Source organism: Thalassospira tepidiphila MCCC 1A03514, assembly GCF_001662875.1.
GTDB classification, from domain to species: Bacteria; Pseudomonadota; Alphaproteobacteria; order Rhodospirillales; family Thalassospiraceae; genus Thalassospira; species Thalassospira tepidiphila.
In genome coordinates this window covers 44,747-62,625 of sequence record NZ_JPVZ01000013.1, presented here as the reverse complement: position 1 = coordinate 62,625, position 17,879 = coordinate 44,747, and the positions used below count along the sequence as shown (strand labels likewise).

The window sequence follows — 17,879 nt, the reverse complement described above, 5'->3', positions numbered from 1 at the left end:
GAGTGAGTGAGGAAGCCTTTAAAATGAACGAGCTTAAAGCAAAGCCGATCTATCTGGACTATCAGGCGACGACGCCGACCGACCCGCGGGTTGTCGACGCAATGCTGCCGTACTTCACCGAGAAATTCGGTAACCCGCATTCGCGCAACCACAGCTTTGGCTGGGAAGCCGAAGACGCGGTTGAAGTTGCACGCGGTCAGGTTGCCAAGATCATTGGCGCGTCGGCCAAGGAAATCATCTTTACCTCGGGTGCGACGGAGTCAAACAACCTCGCCCTCAAAGGTGTGATGAAGTTCTATGGCAAGAAAAAGCCGCACCTGATCACGGTTGTCACCGAGCATAAATGCGTGCTCGACAGTGCCCGCCACCTTGAGCAGGAAGGTTACAAAGTGACCTATCTTGGCGTTAAGGAAAACGGCCTGATCGACCTTGAAGAACTGAAGGCTGCCATCACCGATGAAACCGCACTCGTGTCTGTCATGGGTGTGAACAACGAAATCGGTGTTATCCAGCCGCTCAAGGAAATCGGTGAAATCTGCCGCGAACGCAAAGTCTTCTTCCATACCGACTGTGCGCAGGCGGTAGGCAAGATCGACCTTGATGTTGATGACATGAAGATCGACCTGATGTCGATTTCCGGTCACAAGATCTATGGCCCGAAAGGCATCGGTGCGCTGTATGTTCGCCGTCGTCCGCGTGTTCGTGTGATCGCACAGATCACCGGTGGTGGTCAGGAACGCGGTATGCGTTCCGGTACGCTTCCGACCCCGCTGATCGTTGGTCTTGGCAAGGCGTGCGACATTCTTAGCAACGAAATGGCGGAAGAAAACGCACGCATCGAAAAGCTGCGTGACTACACCCTTCAGCGTTTCCGTGACCGTCTCGAAGACATCTATGTCAATGGTGACGAACACGTCCGTGTCAGCGGAAACCTGAACATTTCGTTTGCCTATGTCGAAGGTGAAAGCCTTCTGATGGACATCAAGAACATTGCCGTGTCGTCGGGCTCTGCCTGCACCTCGGCGTCGCTGGAACCGTCTTACGTTCTGCGTGCTCTTGGTGTTGACGAAGAATTGGCCCATACATCCCTTCGTATTGGCATTGGTCGCTACACCACCAAGGAAGAGCTTGATGAAGCCGTTGATGCCATCTGCACCGCAGTTGAGCGTCTGCGCGAAATGAGCCCGCTTTGGGAAATGGCGCAGGAAGGCATCGACATCAAGTCGATCGAATGGGCTGAACACTAAGAACGACAACGACCGAAAACGTACTATCGACACATTCGATATGTATTCTGTCTCGTGAGAGAGACTCAGGATTTTTAGGAGGATTCCTATCATGGCTTATAGTGAAAAGCTGATCGACCATTACGAAAACCCGCGCAATGTCGGCTCCATGGACAAAAACGAAACCTCTGTCGGGACCGGGCTTGTCGGCGCACCGGCATGTGGTGACGTCATGAAGCTGCAGATCAAGGTGACCCCGGAAGGGATCATTGAAGATGCGAAGTTCAAGACCTTTGGCTGTGGTTCGGCGATTGCTTCAAGCTCGCTGATCACCGAATGGGTCAAGGGCAAGTCGCTTGACGAAGCGGGTTCGATCAAAAACTCGCAGATTGCCGAGGAACTTGCACTTCCGCCGGTCAAGATCCACTGCTCGATCCTGGCTGAAGACGCGATCAAAGCCGCAATCAGCGACTACAAAACCAAAAACGGCGCAGCGGAAGTGGACGCTGCTGAATAAGCAGCGCCCACTCCCCATCGTTTTCGGAATCTTGGGAGAATAAAATGGCTCTACCGTCACCAATTTCTGTCACACCGGTCGCTCTTGATCACATCAAGGCGCTGCTTGATAGCCGCGGGAAACCTTCGCACGGCATTCGGCTTGGTGTGCGCAGCAAAGGGTGCTCGGGCCTGTCCTACACGCTGGAATATGCCGATGGTGCCGATGGCTTCGAAGAAGTCGTCGAACTTGACGACGGCGTGAGAATCCTGATCGACCCCAAAGCCATCATGTTCGTGCTTGGCACAGAGATGGATTACGAGGTCAACACGATGGAGGAAGGCTTTGTTTTCCGCAACCCCAACGAAAAAGGTCGTTGTGGTTGCGGGGAATCCTTCCACGTTTGATCAGGCCGGGCTTTCCCTGCTTTCTGAATGGTTATGGCCCTGGCGAGATCGCCGGGGCCATCGCCTGAAAAGGGTGACGTGACCAAGCTATGGTCACGCATCGCCTTTTGAACTGATTTGTTTTTGTCTTTTAATCCTCGGAAGTGCATCGCGTGAGCAACACCGAACAATCTGCGCACAAGGTTTGCTGGTCCTGCAAGGGGCCGGTCGCCGCAAGCGCACTGTTTTGCGAAACCTGCAACGCCATTCAGGCCCCCGGCCAGCTGGATCATTTTACCCGCTTTGGTCTGGAGCGTTCCTTTGACGTTGATGTCGATGCGATGGAAGCGACCTACCTCAAGCAGCAACAAAAGCTCCATCCCGACCGGTTCGCGTCCAAATCCGGCCGTGAACAGGCCCTGTCATCGCAACAGGCCGCCAGCCTGAACGAAGCTTTCGAGACGCTGAAAAACCCGGTCGCGCGCGCACATTATATGCTGCGTCAGGCCGGGCACGAGCCAGAAGGCGGCGAAGGCCATACCGTCAATGATCCGGAACTTCTGATGGAAGCGATGGAAATGCGTGAAGCCCTTGACGATGCCAAGGATAAAATCACCATCGATGCCATCATCAAGGACACCCGCAAACAGGCGCGTGCCTGTGAAAATGATCTGGGCGCCGCCTTTGACAGCCAATCCTTTGACGCGGCCAAGAAACTGGCCACCCGTTTAAGATATCTGATGAAAATGACCGAGGAAGCGCGCGCGAAGAAATCGCGCCTTGCCGCTGCCTGATCATAGAAAAAACTGGACGTAAGAATGGCTCTGCTAAAAATCCACGAACCGGGCGAAACACCCCTCCCGCATGAGGACGAACGCCAGATCGCTGTCGGGATCGATCTTGGAACCACCAACTCGGTGGTTGCAATCTCGAACTCGGAAAAGCCTGAAGTTCTGCGCGACAAATCCGGTGGCAATGCGATTGTGCCCTCTGTCGTCTATTACGGCGATGATACGCCGGTCGTTGGCGAAGCTGCCCGTGATCAGATCAACTCAGACGCCAGCCGTGTGGTTTCATCGGTCAAACGTCTGATGGGCCGTGGTCTGGAAGACGTCAAATCGGTTGCCGGCACGCTGCCTTATCACGTCGAAGTCCCGGAAAAATCCGAAACCGAAAACGGCGAACCGATGATGGTGCGCCTGAATGTCGGTAATCGGGTCCTGACCCCGGTCGAGGTTTCAGCAGATATCCTGCGCGCACTGCGTGCACGCGCGGAAGAAAGTCTTGATAAGCCGGTTGAAAAGGCCGTGATCACGGTCCCGGCCTATTTCGATGATGGCGCACGTACCGCGACCAAGGATGCAGCCAAGCTGGCCGGTCTGGAAGTCCTGCGTCTGGTCAATGAACCGACCGCAGCCGCCCTGGCCTATGGCCTTGATAACGGGGCAGAGGGGCTTTATGCCGTCTATGACCTTGGCGGCGGGACCTTTGATATCTCGCTTCTGAAAATGCAAAAGGGCGTCTTCCAGGTGAAGGCGACCGGTGGTGATGCTGCCCTTGGTGGCGATGATTTCGATCATGCTATTGCCGAACATCTTCTCGCAGAACGCAAGGATGGTGGTGCGACCGATGATCTTGACGCATCGGACGCCAAACGCCTTCTGAAGGCCGCCCGGACGGTCAAGGAGAGCCTGACCGATCAGGATAGCGTCGAAGTCACCGTGGCCCTTAATGGCACAGACACCAAACACACCGTAACGCGTGATCAGTTTGATGCAATGATCGCCAAGCTGGTTGCCCGCACGGCCGCCATCACCGAACAGGTCCTTGATGACGCCGATGTCTTGCCCGAAGACGTCAAGGGTGTCGTTCTGGTCGGGGGTTCTACCCGTGTGCCTGCGGTGCGCAAGGCGGTGGCCGATCTGTTTGAACAGGAACCGCTGTCTGACATCGATCCGGACGAGGTTGTTGCCCTTGGTGCTGCCCTACAGGCAGAGGCTTTGACGGGCGGCTCGGACAACCTTCTTCTGGATGTGACGCCGCTGTCGCTTGGTCTTGAAACCATGGGCGGGATTGTTGAAAAGGTCATTGACCGTAACACGCCGATCCCGGTGACCAAGGCACAGGAATTCACCACCTATCAGGATGGCCAGTCGGCCATGATGATCCATGTGGTGCAGGGCGAACGTGAAATGGTTGACCAATGCCGCTCCCTCGCGCGCTTTGCGCTGACCGGTATTCCCTCGATGGCAGCTGGCGCTGCGCGCATCCGTGTACAGTTCAATGTCGATGCCGATGGCCTGCTGACCGTCTCGGCCCGCGAAGAAACCACCGGGACTGAACAGGAAGTTGCGGTCAAGCCGACCTATGGCATCAATGAGTCTGATATGGCGACCATGCTGCGCGATAGCATGGTGCATGCCCGCGAAGACATGGAAATGCGTGTCCTGACCGAGGCCCGGGTCGAAGCACGTCGCAATATTCTGGCGGTCAATGCCGCAATGAATGCTGACCGTGCGCTTCTGACCAAGGAAGACGAGGCCAACATCAAACAGGCCATTGCCAATCTTGAAACGGCCGCCGCGGGCGATAACCGCGATGCGATCAATGACGCCGCCGAGGCGCTTGAAAATGCATCCCGCCCGTTTGCAGAGGCCCGTATGGATAGCCGGATCCGCCAGGCACTTGCCGGGCAAAATGTCGATGAAGTTCACTAGGAAGTGAATTAATCGACACCGGTGGAATTGACAAACCGGCGAACTGCGGCGATTGTCCCCGACAACCGCCAAGGTCAGGCCGGATAAGCGACCCGTATCGCGGGGCGCATAAACAGAGATCGAACGAAAAGTATTACCGAGGAGAAAGGCACAAATGCCTAAGATCGTTTTTGTCGAGCCGGATGGCACCGAAAAGGAATTCGAAGTCGCCGACGGCCTGTCTGTTCTGGAAGCTGCCCACAAGAACGGCATTGACCTTGAAGGTGCTTGCGAAGGTTCGCTGGCATGTTCGACCTGCCACGTCATTCTTGAAGATGACTGGTTTGACAAGCTTGATGAACCGTCCGAAGACGAAGAAGACATGCTTGACCTTGCCTTTGGCCTGACCGAGACCTCGCGTCTTGGCTGCCAGATCATCATGAGCGACGAGCTCGACGGTCTGCGTGTCAAACTGCCGTCCGCGACCCGCAACATGATGGTCGACAAGTAAGTTTCACCTTCTGCTGACCGGGCGCATTGCCGCCCGGTGTCAAAGGAGACGGATATGCGTTGGACAGACATTCAGGACATCGCGATCGAGCTTGAGGAAGCCCATCCGGACAAGGATAACCTCAACCTTCGCTTTACCGACCTGCATAAATGGGTCACCGAGCTTGAAGGTTTTGAAGACGATCCTTCGAAGTCGAACGAGAAGATTCTTGAAGCCATCCAGATGGCCTGGATCGACGAGCGCGACGACTGATTTCGATGAGTGTGATGTGCGCCAAACGGCCTGCACCCTGATCACGAAAATGCGGACCAGCCTGCAACACGCGGGCTGGTCCGTTCTTGTTTGAGCCACCATGAGTAAACAGGGAAGGGACCAGAATGAGCAAACCCGCCACCTTCACCGACATCATCCCCGTCGACAGTCTGTTTGGCAAATTGCGCACCTGCGCACCCGAAGCCTGGCAAAGCTATGTCTGTCATGACTTCGTCAAGCAACTTGGCAACGGCACCTTGCCCGAGGCCGCGTTCAAGCATTACCTCATTCAGGATTACCTGTTCCTGATCCAGTTTGCGCGCGCCTATGCGCTGGCGGCCTATAAGGCCGAAGACCTGCATGCCATGCGCCAGTTTTCCGGCACAGTGCATGCCATCCTTGATATGGAAATGAGCCTGCATCTGGACTTCTGCAAAGGCTGGGGGCTGTCGGAGGCCGATATCATCGCAGAGTCCGAGGCACGGGCGTGCATCACCTATACCCGCTATGTGCTTGATCGTGGTCATCAGGGCGATGTAGTGGACCTGCAGGTGGCCCTGATGCCCTGTATGGTGGGCTATGCCGAAATCGCAAACCGCTTGATGGCAAGTTCTGATACTGTGCTTGACGGCAATCCCTACCGGGCATGGATTGAAATGTATGCGTCCGATGAATTCCAGGACGTGGCAAAGGCCGAGATCGAATTGCTTGAACACACAGTTGCCACGCGCGGCGGGCATCGCCGCCTCGAAGGGCTGGTGGAAACCTTTACCATGGCAAGCCGCCTTGAAGCCGATTTTTGGCAGATGGGACTTGATCTGGCAAAATAGGCCAAGATCGCCTATATAAGCCCGAACGATATTTTGCGGGTGGCGTGTGCGCCGCCCGTTGCCATTTTGGATTAACCTCTTGTCGCCGTGGCCTTGACCCACGGATGGGTGAGAAACATGAACTCTCTTGGCTTTGATAAAGCCCCGCAAGATACCCGCGTGGTTGTTGCCATGTCGGGCGGGGTTGATAGCTCTGCCGTTGCAGCCCTTCTGAAATCAGAAGGCTATGACGTGGTAGGCATCACGCTTCAGCTTTATGATATGGGGGCCAATGCGCCCACCCGTGCGAAGTCCTGCTGTGCCGGGCGCGATATTTATGATGCGCGCAAAGTGGCCGAGGATATCGACATTCCCTATTACGTGCTCGATTACGAATCACGCTTCCGCGAAGAAGTGATCGATGATTTCGCCGACAGCTACATGCGCGGCGAAACCCCGATCCCGTGTGTGAAATGCAATCAGACCGTCAAGTTCCGCGATCTGCTTGAAACGTCTTATGACCTGGGTGCCGATTGCATGGCGACCGGCCATTATGTGCAGCGGAAACTGGGTGCCAATGGCCGGGCCGAACTGCACCGTGCCGCCGATCCCAACCGCGATCAAAGCTACTTCCTGTTCACCACGACCCAGGAACAGCTTGATTTCCTGCGCTTCCCGTTGGGCCATTTGATGAGCAAGGCGGAAACCCGTGCGCTTGCCGCCAAGTTTGGCCTTGAAGTCGCTGACAAGCCCGACAGTCAGGACATCTGCTTTGTCCCGGATGGCAAATATGCCCGTCTGGTCGAAAAGCTGCGTCCCGAGGCAGGCGAACCCGGCGAGATCGTTGATCTTGATGGCAATGTGCTCGGCGATCATCGCGGCCTGATCCATTACACGGTCGGGCAGCGGCGTGGCCTTAATATCGGGGGTACGGCAGAACCACTTTATGTCGTCAAACTCTCGCCTGAAAAGCGTCAGGTCATTGTCGGGCCGAAGGCGGCCCTAGCCAAGAAACTGGTCTATGTCCGCGAACTTAACTGGCTTGATGGCGATCAGATCGATGAAAACGGGGTTGAGGTCGAAGTCAAACTGCGCTCGGCCATGCAGCCGACCACGGCAACCGTCTACCCCGAAGCATCCGGCGAGGCCCGCATTGAACTGCACGATGCCCAGTTCGGCATCGCACCGGGGCAGGCCGGTGTGTTTTATCAGGGCGAACGCGTGCTTGGCGGTGGCTGGATCACCCGCGAAGAGCTGATCGGCAACACGGCAAGTGCCGCCTGATCGGGATTGCCCGATTAACGAATAGGACGGGCGAGGGCGCATGTTCCTCGCCCGCCAGTTTCACCAGGGGTTTTACTAAGATGTTTTTTGACAAAATCGTCAAAAAGGCGCTTGACGGGGACGGCTCCCTGACTTAAAAACCGCCTCGTTCCAAGCGCACCGGAACACCACAAAATTCCTTGTGGCCGAGTAGCTCAGCTGGTTAGAGCAGCGGAATCATAATCCGCGTGTCGGGGGTTCAAGTCCCTCCTCGGCTACCAATTAAACAAGCCCTGCATCCCTTGGTGTGGGGCTTGTTTCGTTTCGGGGCTGCCCGGACAAGCGTTAGGTAGGTTTGTTATGAACCTGGATCAGCGACAACCGAAATGGGTTACTTGGTTACACTGGCTCGGCCGAGAACTTCATTGTTGATGCAAGAGGCATAGATCCAATCAGAGTCCGTTACGCCCAGCTTGTTGCACAGCGCCTGCGAGGAGGGGTTATCAAGGCGAACGCCGGTCATGAAACCTCGTGCGGCTTCTTTTTCCCACATATGAATGATTGCCTTGGCACCAAGAATTAAGCCGATCTTTTCGCCCCGTCTGTCCTCACGCGTGGCAAGCATGCCCCAAAATACATCGTTTGGCCGTGCTCCGGACGCATGATGCATCACGAACGAAGATGCACTCGCAACCGGTACGCCAGCCGCGTCAATGGCAACCAAGTTTATGCCGCGCCTGCTTTGACCCCGCATGACGGCGCCCGGCACAGGCATGACGTCACAGGATTGGCAAAGTGCTGCAACATCAGCGACCAGCTCATTCGGCGACATTTTGTCGAGTGCTACAATCGACAGGTCGCTTGGCAGGTCATATTTATCAAGGACTTGACGGCTGGCCTCGTAGGCGGCTTCACCACCCCAATAATGTTCATGGCGGTCGCACGAAAATCCGCGCGCCTTCAGTTCTGCGAACAGTTTATCTGCCTTGAATTTGGGGAAATAATAGGCAACCGATGCGCCAAGCAAAGAGGCGACAGATGCAAGTATGTCGGCGGTGTCGGTCTGTATATCGGACAGGGCGACCGTCCGACCGTAATATGCAAATCTCGGATCGTCCTTTATCAGTGACCAAAGAGCCGCACTCCTCTTCATCAGAGCAATGCTGCTTTCTGTTCCGAAAAACTCTTGATGAATATCCAACTTTGCCCCTTTTCTTATTAAATGATCTCAAGAAGTTACCTGAAATCGTGCAGTCGGCTAAAGGTTGCTCGGAATATTGCGGCATTTGTTTAAATGGTGTTTTTTGCGCTCAGATGAAGTGTATTTGATCATTCAAGTGCCAGAAAATAGCGACTGCCAGTGATGTTGAGCGCTGTACGATCCGTCCTGATCTTTTCAGTAAGGTGCGACGCATATTTCTCCCACCAACAAAATTCTGCGATGCGGGGCTCGTTTGGTCTCAGTGCTTTGTGCTTTGGGTGTTCAAGTCATTTTGACGTCTTGCCGGGGCAAGACTTCCTTGCAATAGCTTCTTGGTGCGCAACCCATCACGCGCTTAAACGCTGTGCTAAAGGCACTCTCGGACTCATATCCCAGACTGAGCGAGATTTGGGATATCGGTTCGCGCGATGTGGTCAGTCTTTCGCCGGCCAGCATCATCCGCCAACGGATCAAATAGCCCATCGGGCTTTCGCCAACGCGTTCCTTGAACTTGGCGGCGAAGGCGGACCGGGACATGCCTGAGCATTTTGCAAGGCTTTCCACAGTCCAGTTTTGGGCCGGATCGGCATGAATGGCTGATATGGCCTTGCTGATTTGCGGGTCGGCAAGGGCGAAGAACCAGCCAACCCCCTTGGCGTCGTCATTCATGTACATGCGCAACACCTGGATCAGCATCATGTGCGCGAGATGTTGCAACACCAGTTTGCTGCCTGGATCGTTTTTGCGCATCTCAGTCATGGTGCGTTCAATGCAATGGCGAAGTGCTTCGCTTTCATCGCGATTACGAATGACCACAAGTGGCGGCAACATCGCCAGCAACAAGTCGGCCTGTGGCCCGTGAAGGCCAAACCGGCTGCTGGCCACCACGCAATCCCCGCCACCATTCAGTGTGCGAATGACACCATAGCCGCTTGGCTTGAACGTTGTTCCGGCCAGCATCGGCGATACATCAAGGTCGCTTCCCATCAAGAACGCTTTGCCGTGCGGCAACAAGACGCAGTCGCCTGTTTGCAGATGCACGGGGTCCGGTACCCCATCCACCGAGATCCAGCAGTCACCCTCAACCACGGCGGCGGTTTTGATGTTTTGCCCCTGATCGGGGAACTGGATCGCCCAGGGTGCGGCAATGTCAAATCCGGCCGACAGGTAATTGTCGGGGCGGAGCAGGGACAGGATATCGGAAAGCGGATCCATATAGCGGCCTGTTTCTGGACGAATGAAAATATATCATGGACTGATACGTATAGTTCGTCCAGAAGGCAAGCGATATTGTGGCCGCAACGGGCCGCGATGCGGGCACGTAGTTTTTGCAGATATTGGGATGGAGTAACTATGCGTGTTTTTGTAAAGGGTGCGACGGGCTTTGTCGGATCAGCTGTGGTGAAGGAGCTTCTTGATCATTAGCGTTCGGTGGTAGGGCTGGTCACAGGGGCTGATCCAGAGTCAACGTCGACTGGTAGTGATGGTATGGTAAGCGTTGCTAAAAACGTGAACTCGGGAACTTGGGAGCCAAAGCGGGAAAGGATCAGAAACCTGTTCTATTTGGCGACGTACAAGTCTAAGTCTACACCGGTCAGAAAAGTAACATATAATCTTGCAGATGATCAGTCCGAATAATTCTTGCTCGTAAAAGTCTGTTTTGATCATGCTGATCAATAAGGTAATAGGTGAGAAGCAACAAGCCATCTCCGCTTTGCCTTAGTTTAGCACAGGAAATGGCGTCGATATGTCCTACGAAAGGACTGCAATCTCTTATAGTTTAAACTTCGCCTTGGACAAAACGAGCGGTTTGATTGCTTCAACATATTGCTTAGACATTCACCAAATTTCAGACGGTCTGTATTCGCCAATCCTCTTTCTGTTACACTAACGCCAATTACCACCAGCCATGTTGCATCCGACGCTAACTCATCTGGATTCACTAGACACGCCGCCTTTTTGGCCTTGGTCACTGGAATCTAAGCGGATGGATTTGCTATTTAAAGGTGTGTCAGGGTAAGCTACATAATTCACATCACTAACGAGAAAATGAACCTTGCGCCAATTCATTTTGACTTGTTTCTGGCTGCTTTTCCTTTCTGGTTGCGAGCCTGCCATCCGAGAAATTGACAAAAGCGGAATTTATGGCAGTGGCAGCTATATTTTGACGTCAGATATTAATGTCGCGTCTGGTGACGGACTCATTTTCACGGAATCTGCGCATCTTGATTTGAATGGGCATGCGATACGCTCTTCAAACAAGGGGAACGAATGGGACTACGGCGTCAAGCTTATGGGGGCTGGCTCCCGCTTATATGACACTAAGAAGACAGGCAAGATATCCGGGTTCAGGGTCGGGGCAAAGCTGGAAGGATCTGGGTCGGTATCCGATGGCGTTAACTACATCAGAAATCGATATATGGGCGTTTGGGCCTCAGCCAACGATATTACGATAAAAGGCGGCGTAATATCAGGTACTTCTGGCGTGTCAGATGAACGCTATGCTTTTGGTGTTCAGATCAATGGGGACGACTGCAAAGTCTCGTCCGTTCTCATAACTGAAATTTATGAACAGTCAGATTTTCCAGACGGAGCAGTAGGTGAGGGCGTTGGTATCAACATTGCCACGCCATCAGAAAGAGGGCGGATCACTGAGACAGTAATCGCCAACTCACATCCAGAGCCAGGCACATACGGGATATTCGGAGGCATGGGTGGTGGACACTACATCAAAGCAGTCTCCGTATTGAACTATTGGCGTGGTATCTCTGTGTCAAAGCGGAAAGAATCGCGAATAAGCATGGGGATTTCTATTACATCAGAAGATTTCGACGGCGGGTACGGCATATCACTGGACGGCATACCCGTTCCGGGTTCGCTCGCCTATGGGTACAGGACCCCAATTCACTTAAAATAATCGGAGATATTCCATGCGGAAGTTAATCGGGATCGCCATCGTGGCGGTCTTTTTTTGTGTTCGATTTAATTCCCCGCATCAGCAGGTTCGGATGGCTGCGGTCAGCAGAAGGTGATCGCTAGCCTGCCGGCGAAGTTTTTCAAGGAACCGCTTGCACCTGGGCTGACCCAGTGCTGTGGATCTGTCTTCCCAAGAACCGGCGGCACTGCCACGCAAACATAGCGCTCGATCTGGTCGTTCCGCGGAATTCCCAAGTTTCACCACATGTTAGCAGCGATCAAGCGGCGCCTTGCGGCTGAGGAGGCTATAACAGCCTTGGGGCAGGTCTACGTGTGAGTGGAGCGGATCCATATAGCGGCCTGTTTCTGGACGAATGAAAATATATCATGGACTGATGCGTATAGTTCGTCCAGATGGCAAGCGATATTGTGGCCGTAACAGGACGCGATGCGGTCCGGTTGTTTTGCAGATATTGGGATGGAGTGACTATGCGTGTTTTTGTAACGGGTGCGACGGGCTTTGTCGGATCAGCTGTGGTGAAGGAGCTTCTTGATCATGGGCATTCGGTGCTCGGCCTGACGCGCAGCGATACCGGGGCCGAAAAACTGGCTGCCGTCGGCGCGACCGTCTTTCGCGGTGATCTGGATGACCTTGGCAGTCTTCAAGGCGGGGCGGCATCCTGTGATGCGGTGATCCATACCGGCTTTAATCATGATTTCACCCGCTTTGTCGAAAGTTGTGAAAAGGACCGCCATGTCATCGAGGCGATGGGATCGGTTCTGGCCGGATCAAACCGCCCGATGATTGTCACATCTGGCATTGGGCTGTTGCGTGCGGACCGCCCGGTGGTCGAAAGCGATACGGTAACCGCCGATATCCCGCGCAAGGCCACCGAAGAAGCCGTGGCAAACATTGTCGCCAAGGGTGTCAATGCATCGGTGATGCGCTTGCCGCCGTCGGTCCACGGGGCGGGTGATCATGGTTTTGTGCCGCTTCTGATCAATCTGGCGCGCGAAAAGGGCTTTGTTGCCTGTATCGAGGATGGCGATAACCTGTGGCCTGCGGTGCATCGTTTGGATGCAGCACGTGCCTATCGTCTTGCCATCGAAGACCACGCCAGCCAACCGGCCTATCATGCCGTGGGGGAGGAAGGCGTTGCCTTCGCCGACATCGCCCATACGATCAGTGTCGGTCTTGGTCTGCCGTTCAAGTCCTTATCGCGTGAACATGCAAAGGACTATTTTGGCTGGTTCAGCCATTTTGCCGAGCTTGATTGCTGTGCCTCCAGCGGTCGCACGCAGCAGGTGCTTGGTTGGCTGCCGCGTGAGATTGGCCTGATCAAGGATATGCAGACTGCCGAATATTTTGATCACTGATGCATAAAGAAAGGCCGGAAAATTCCGGCCTTTCTTATTTGGTTGGCGTGACGGGCTGAGCTGGCTTGGGGCGAGATAAAATCCGCCCGTCAATAACAAGCAAACCAAACCCGATAACTGCCATTCCGATCATGTGCTGCGCCAAAAGGACCTCGCCAAGGAACCCAACCCCCAGCAAAATCGCACTGACCGGGATTAGGAAGGTAACCAGCAGAAGGTTACTTGCCCCGGCACGTTTGAGGATGGCGAAATAGAGGATATAGGCCAGCGCCGTGCTGAGTGTGGCAAAGCCCAGCACGGCAAGGATGGTGCTGGTGGTGGGAACGGGCAGGTGCCAGGGCAGATCAATGATGACTGACAACGGCAGGAGCATGAGGCTCGACGCGCTGGTCATGCCGGCCGCGGTCAGGATTGGCGGGGTGGAGGCAAAACGTCTGCCAAATACCCCGGCGCAGCCGTAAGTGAAGGCGGCAAGCAAAACGGCACCCGGCGCAAGCAGGCCCATCGTGTTGCCAGATGTCGGCAGACCAAAAATCACGATCACGCCGCCAAACCCGATCAGGACACCGATGGTTTTGCGCAGTGTCAGCTTTTCTGTGTCTGTCGTGATATGGGCGATCAAAAGGTTGAAAAGCGGGGTGGTGGCATTCAGGATTGCGGCAAGGCTGCTGGTGATTTGTGTCTGACTCCAGACAATCAGGCAAAACGGTATCAGGTTGTTAAGCCCGCCCATGACGGCAACGCCCGCCCAGAATTTCGGATCACGCGGGATGGCAATATCGCGCAACAACACCACCCACCACAGAACCATGGTCGCAATCGACACCCGGCACAGCACAAGCGTCAGGGGCGGCAGATCGACAAGCGCGATTTCGGTAAAGAAAAACGATCCGCCCCACAGGACCGATAGCGAGACCAGCATCAACCAGCTGACGCGGTCCATCGGCTGGGTGGGCAGTTGTTTGGGATGTAAGCCACCTGCGGCAGAGAGGTTTCTTGGGCCATCAATGCCGCGATGTTTCGGGCGGGAAGACAGTTCCATATCAAGCGATATCAAACGTGTGGTGTTTTCATGGGGCAACATGGGGGGCTCCGTCGATCTGTTGGTGACCAACGAAGATTAGGCGGATTGTTTTTTGGCTGCTCGCCAGTTTCGGACCTGAAGGTGGGATCAAAAAACGGGGCCCAAGCGGCCCCGTTTTAATCATCAGACAACCAGGTGTCCTATTCCGCCGCGAGGGTTTTATTCCTCATACCAATGAATTTCGGAAGCCGCGCAAAGATCGTGATGTTACCAAGCAACACCATCGCAAGGCCGGTCGCGCCAATCGGGGTCCAGACGTAACCTTCGAGGAAGGTTGAGACCGTCAATGCGACAACCGGGAACAGCACGGTGACATAGGCTGCACGTCCGGCACCGACACGGTTAACCAGTGCGAGATAGGCGATAAACGCTACGACCGATCCGGGAATGGCGAGATACAGCAAACCACCGATATAAACTGGATCGGTCGGCATGACCGGCGTCTGGCCCTTGAATAGGGCAAAGATGAACAGCAACACCGTGCCATAAATCATGCCACGCGCGACCGCATCACGGTTGGGAATGCCCATGCGGTTGAGTTTAACCGACACCATATTGCCACAGCTAAACACCGCCGTGCCGCCAAGCGCAAGCAGCATGCCGGTGATGGCATTGGCGTTGTGCGACAGGGCATAGATCTGGTTGGCAAACAGACAGGCGATGCCAGCAAGCCCGAATGCCGCACCAAAGACAAAGCGCAGGCCCGGGCGATTGCCGTAAAAGGCCCAGTTGCCCAGCGCATTGAAAATGGTCGAGGTGGTGAAAATCACCGCGACAATGCCGCTGGCGATATAGCCGGTCGCCGAATACATCAGGATAAAGTTGATGCCAAACAGCCCGCAGCCCAAAAGCACGATCCATGGATGCGCGTGCCATGGCACAGGGCGCCATTTGCGCGTTATCAACAGGAAGCCGCACAAAACGACCGCGGCCAGCGCAAAGCGATAAAAGATCGAGATTTCAACCGGGATTGGTCCGATCTGAAGTTTGATCGCATACCAGGTAAATCCCCAGCAGGCGGTGACGATCACGAATAAGAGGGCTGTCATCATCGGGGCTTTCAAAACAGCACGTGCGCGAGGGGCGGTGGCACGAAGGGTGACGGGTGATGCAGAACTGGTCACGCAGGTTGGCAGCGCGCGGGGACCAATCAGGGCTTTTGCGAATATATGGGGCATATCCGCAAACCAATAATAGGCCACAGTCAGCCTCGCGTGGCTTTCACGTTCTTGCGGTATTTTCGGATTTTTGCGGAGGGTTCGCCGCATAAAAAAACGGGGCGGATACTGCATTGTATCCGCCCCGCTTTTGAATGTTTGGTCAGGAAGACCGCGTCATTGCTGTTGATCGGTTGGTGGCCTCGGGGATCAGTCCCTTTGGCGCAAACCGCATAACGATCAAAAGGATCGCCCCCATCATCAGATAGCGCATATAGGCCGCACCGGCGACCAGGTGCTGGGCAAGCTCCGATCCTTCGCCAAGCGGGGCGGTGATCGTTGACATGAACCAGTTGCCAAACGGCTCTGCCTCGACCCAAAGGAACCAGATGATAAAGCCACCCAGGATCGAGCCCCAGTTGTTGCCAGACCCACCGAGGATCACCATCACCCAGATCAGGAAGGTGTAGCGCAGCGGAATGTAACTGGTTGGCGTTAACTGACCATCAAGCGTAGTTAGCATCGCACCGGCAATCCCGCACACCGCACAGCCCAGAACAAAGGTCTGAAGGTGACGACGTTTGACATCCTTGCCCATCGCGGCTGCCGCATCGCGGTTGTCACGAATGGCACGCATCATGCGGCCCCACGGCGACTTCAATGCGCGTTCGGCAAACCACATTATGATCGCAAGCACGATGACAAACAGCACCGCATAGCACAGTTTGACAAACAGGCTGGCGGCATCGGAAATCTCGGTTGCACCAAAGAAGTTGGCCAGGCTGATGAACCATTCGCTTTCGATCAGGTCGACTTCATAGGGCACCGGGCGTGGAATGCCGGTGACGTTCTTGACCCCGCGCGACAGCCATTCTTCGTACTTGATGATCGCAATGATGATCTCGGAAATGCCTAGGGTGGCAATCGCCAGATAATCGGCCCGCAGGCCAAGCGCGATCCGCCCGATCAGCCAACCGCCACCAGCGGCCACCAAACCGGCAAGCGGCCAGGCGACAAGAACGGGTAAGCCCGCACCACCAAGATAACCGCTGAGCGCCGGGTCGATGCTTTCAATCGCATCGGTCGCCGGACCAAAGAACACCCCGATCAGGAAGTAGCCCGCCAGCAAAAGAACAAGCGTGACCGGAAGCTTCAATGCCGGGTGAACAAAGCGGCGGGCGTAAATGACTGCAACAATGGTCGCAGCAAGGCTCAGCAAGGAAAGGGCAATATCCCCGCCAGCAGCAGCCCAGGCTTCGCCCACAGGAGGCATCGAGACCAGAACGGCGGTCAAGCCACCAAGGGCTGTAAAGCCCATCACACCGACATTAAACAGGCCGGCATAGCCCCACTGCATATTGACGCCGAGCGCCATCACCGCAGAAATCACACAAAGATTGAAGATGCCAAAGGCGACATTCCAGCTTTGAAGAAAGCCGATCGCGATCAACACCAGGCACATCAGGCCATATAGGAGCGCAACTCTCTTCGTCATATCACTTTCCCACGAATAATACCGGTTGGCCGGATCAGAAGAACCGCGACCAGAATGATGAAGGAGACTGCAAACTTGTAGTCCGTCGACAGAAGTTGCACGAGCCCGTCCGGCGCCCAATCCGTCGGGCCAAGATAGGTCAGGAACTTCTTGAAGGCATAGGTCACCGTCACCTCGGAGAAGGCAACAATGAACGCGCCCAAAATCGCGCCGACCGGTTGCCCGATGCCGCCCAGAATGGTGGCTGCAAAGATCGGAAGCAGAATTTGCAAGAAGATGAACGGCTTGTAGGTCTTATCAAGGCCATACAGCGTGCCGGCAATGGCCGCCAGTGCCGCGGCAATAATCCAGCAGATCATCACCACACGTTCCGGGTTGATCCCCGACAGCAGCGCCAGATCCTCGTCATCGGAATAGGCGCGCATGGCCTTGCCCGACCGGGTTTTCTGCAAGAACCAGAACAGCCAGGCAACGACAATGGCCGTGACAACAACCGTGATCAACTGGCTTTGCTTGATCGCAATACCTTCATCAAGGCCAAGTGCACGGCGTGAATCAATCGCGCCAATGATAAAACGCTCCCCGTCGGCAAAGCTTTGATCGGCCGGGCCGATGACGATACGGATAATGCCGGCAATCAGGAACATCACGCCGACCGAAACAATGGCAAAGACAATCGGGTTTGAGCGCTGCTTGCGATAAAAGCGAAACACCATCCGATCCATGACAAGCGCCATGCTGATGGCGGCGAGTACCCCGATCGGCAACGCCAGAAGGGCGGTCGGGAAGGGGTCGATAGAAACGCCCATATTTTGCAGGAACCAAGTGACCAAAATCGTGATCATGGTGCCAAATGACATCAACTCGCCATGCGCAAAGTTCGCAAAGCGCAGGATGCCGAAAATAAGTGTGACGCCAAGCGCCCCAAGGGCGAGCTGTGCACCATAGGCAGTCGCCGGAACGACCACAAAATTGGTAAACAGCGCGAGTGCGTTAAGAATTTCCATTCA

At 55.0% G+C, this 17,879-nt stretch carries 17 protein-coding genes and 1 tRNA gene; 12 read left to right on the top strand and 6 right to left on the bottom strand.

Annotated features, from left to right (window positions below; all coding sequences use genetic code 11):
• Positions 1-23: 23 nt before the first annotated feature.
• From TH4_RS19375 to TH4_RS19330, 10 genes are all read left to right on the top strand, one after another.
• Positions 24-1,247, top strand: coding sequence for an IscS subfamily cysteine desulfurase (locus TH4_RS19375; RefSeq protein ID WP_064782416.1), 1,224 nt, complete (start codon positions 24-26; stop codon positions 1,245-1,247).
• 91 nt (positions 1,248-1,338) lie between these two features.
• Positions 1,339-1,743 (top strand): Fe-S cluster assembly scaffold IscU, encoded by a 405-nt coding sequence (iscU, locus tag TH4_RS19370; protein WP_008890648.1) that lies wholly within the window; start codon positions 1,339-1,341, stop codon positions 1,741-1,743.
• 44 nt (positions 1,744-1,787) lie between these two features.
• Complete coding sequence (locus TH4_RS19365) at positions 1,788-2,129, top strand: HesB/IscA family protein (protein ID WP_008890649.1); 342 nt, start codon at positions 1,788-1,790, stop codon at positions 2,127-2,129.
• A 152-nt stretch (positions 2,130-2,281) separates the two neighbouring features.
• The gene (hscB, locus tag TH4_RS19360; protein ID WP_064782415.1) at positions 2,282-2,902 is read left to right on the top strand and encodes a Fe-S protein assembly co-chaperone HscB; all 621 of its coding nucleotides are present in this window, start codon (positions 2,282-2,284) and stop codon (positions 2,900-2,902) included.
• A gap of 24 nt (positions 2,903-2,926) precedes the next feature.
• Positions 2,927-4,825: a Fe-S protein assembly chaperone HscA gene (hscA, locus tag TH4_RS19355; RefSeq protein ID WP_064782414.1), complete on the top strand. Its 1,899-nt coding sequence runs from the start codon at positions 2,927-2,929 to the stop codon at positions 4,823-4,825.
• Between the two features lie 154 nt (positions 4,826-4,979).
• Positions 4,980-5,315: a ferredoxin family 2Fe-2S iron-sulfur cluster binding protein gene (locus TH4_RS19350; RefSeq protein WP_008890652.1), complete on the top strand. Its 336-nt coding sequence runs from the start codon at positions 4,980-4,982 to the stop codon at positions 5,313-5,315.
• Positions 5,316-5,369: 54 nt separating this feature from the next.
• Positions 5,370-5,567 (top strand): Fe-S cluster assembly protein IscX, encoded by a 198-nt coding sequence (iscX, locus tag TH4_RS19345; RefSeq protein ID WP_008890653.1) that lies wholly within the window; start codon positions 5,370-5,372, stop codon positions 5,565-5,567.
• 125 nt (positions 5,568-5,692) lie between these two features.
• Entirely contained in the window at positions 5,693-6,397 is a 705-nt protein-coding gene (tenA, locus tag TH4_RS19340; protein ID WP_064782413.1) for a thiaminase II, read from the top strand.
• Between the two features lie 117 nt (positions 6,398-6,514).
• On the top strand, positions 6,515-7,660 hold the full coding sequence (mnmA, locus tag TH4_RS19335; protein ID WP_064782412.1) for a tRNA 2-thiouridine(34) synthase MnmA: 1,146 nt from the start codon (positions 6,515-6,517) through the stop codon (positions 7,658-7,660).
• 183 nt (positions 7,661-7,843) lie between these two features.
• Positions 7,844-7,920: transfer RNA gene (locus tag TH4_RS19330), tRNA-Met, on the top strand.
• Positions 7,921-8,030: 110 nt separating this feature from the next.
• On the opposite strand, the gene TH4_RS19325 is transcribed toward TH4_RS19330, so the two are convergent.
• Both TH4_RS19325 and TH4_RS19320 read right to left on the bottom strand, forming a co-directional pair.
• Positions 8,031-8,840 (bottom strand): hypothetical protein, encoded by an 810-nt coding sequence (locus tag TH4_RS19325; protein ID WP_064782411.1) that lies wholly within the window; start codon positions 8,838-8,840, stop codon positions 8,031-8,033.
• 282 nt (positions 8,841-9,122) lie between these two features.
• Positions 9,123-10,055 (bottom strand): AraC family transcriptional regulator, encoded by a 933-nt coding sequence (locus TH4_RS19320; protein WP_064782410.1) that lies wholly within the window; start codon positions 10,053-10,055, stop codon positions 9,123-9,125.
• An 841-nt stretch (positions 10,056-10,896) separates the two neighbouring features.
• Between TH4_RS19320 and TH4_RS19315 the strand changes: the two genes are divergently transcribed.
• Both TH4_RS19315 and TH4_RS19310 read left to right on the top strand, forming a co-directional pair.
• The gene (locus tag TH4_RS19315; protein ID WP_064782409.1) at positions 10,897-11,757 is read left to right on the top strand and encodes a hypothetical protein; all 861 of its coding nucleotides are present in this window, start codon (positions 10,897-10,899) and stop codon (positions 11,755-11,757) included.
• Between the two features lie 488 nt (positions 11,758-12,245).
• Positions 12,246-13,133 (top strand): SDR family oxidoreductase, encoded by an 888-nt coding sequence (locus TH4_RS19310; protein WP_064782408.1) that lies wholly within the window; start codon positions 12,246-12,248, stop codon positions 13,131-13,133.
• Between the two features lie 34 nt (positions 13,134-13,167).
• Here the strand turns inward: TH4_RS19310 and TH4_RS19305 are convergent, their stop codons facing one another.
• The 4 genes from TH4_RS19305 to TH4_RS19290 form a co-directional block, all read right to left on the bottom strand.
• Complete coding sequence (locus TH4_RS19305) at positions 13,168-14,217, bottom strand: DMT family transporter (protein WP_083997199.1); 1,050 nt, start codon at positions 14,215-14,217, stop codon at positions 13,168-13,170.
• 140 nt (positions 14,218-14,357) lie between these two features.
• Positions 14,358-15,269: a DMT family transporter gene (locus TH4_RS19300; protein ID WP_245228019.1), complete on the bottom strand. Its 912-nt coding sequence runs from the start codon at positions 15,267-15,269 to the stop codon at positions 14,358-14,360.
• Between the two features lie 268 nt (positions 15,270-15,537).
• A complete protein-coding gene (locus TH4_RS19295; protein ID WP_064782407.1) occupies positions 15,538-16,869 on the bottom strand; it encodes a branched-chain amino acid ABC transporter permease in 1,332 nt (443 codons plus the stop codon).
• Positions 16,866-17,876, bottom strand: coding sequence for a branched-chain amino acid ABC transporter permease (locus TH4_RS19290; RefSeq protein ID WP_064782406.1), 1,011 nt, complete (start codon positions 17,874-17,876; stop codon positions 16,866-16,868). The genes TH4_RS19295 and TH4_RS19290 overlap by 4 nt, the downstream gene beginning before the upstream one ends.
• Positions 17,877-17,879: the final 3 nt, after the last annotated feature.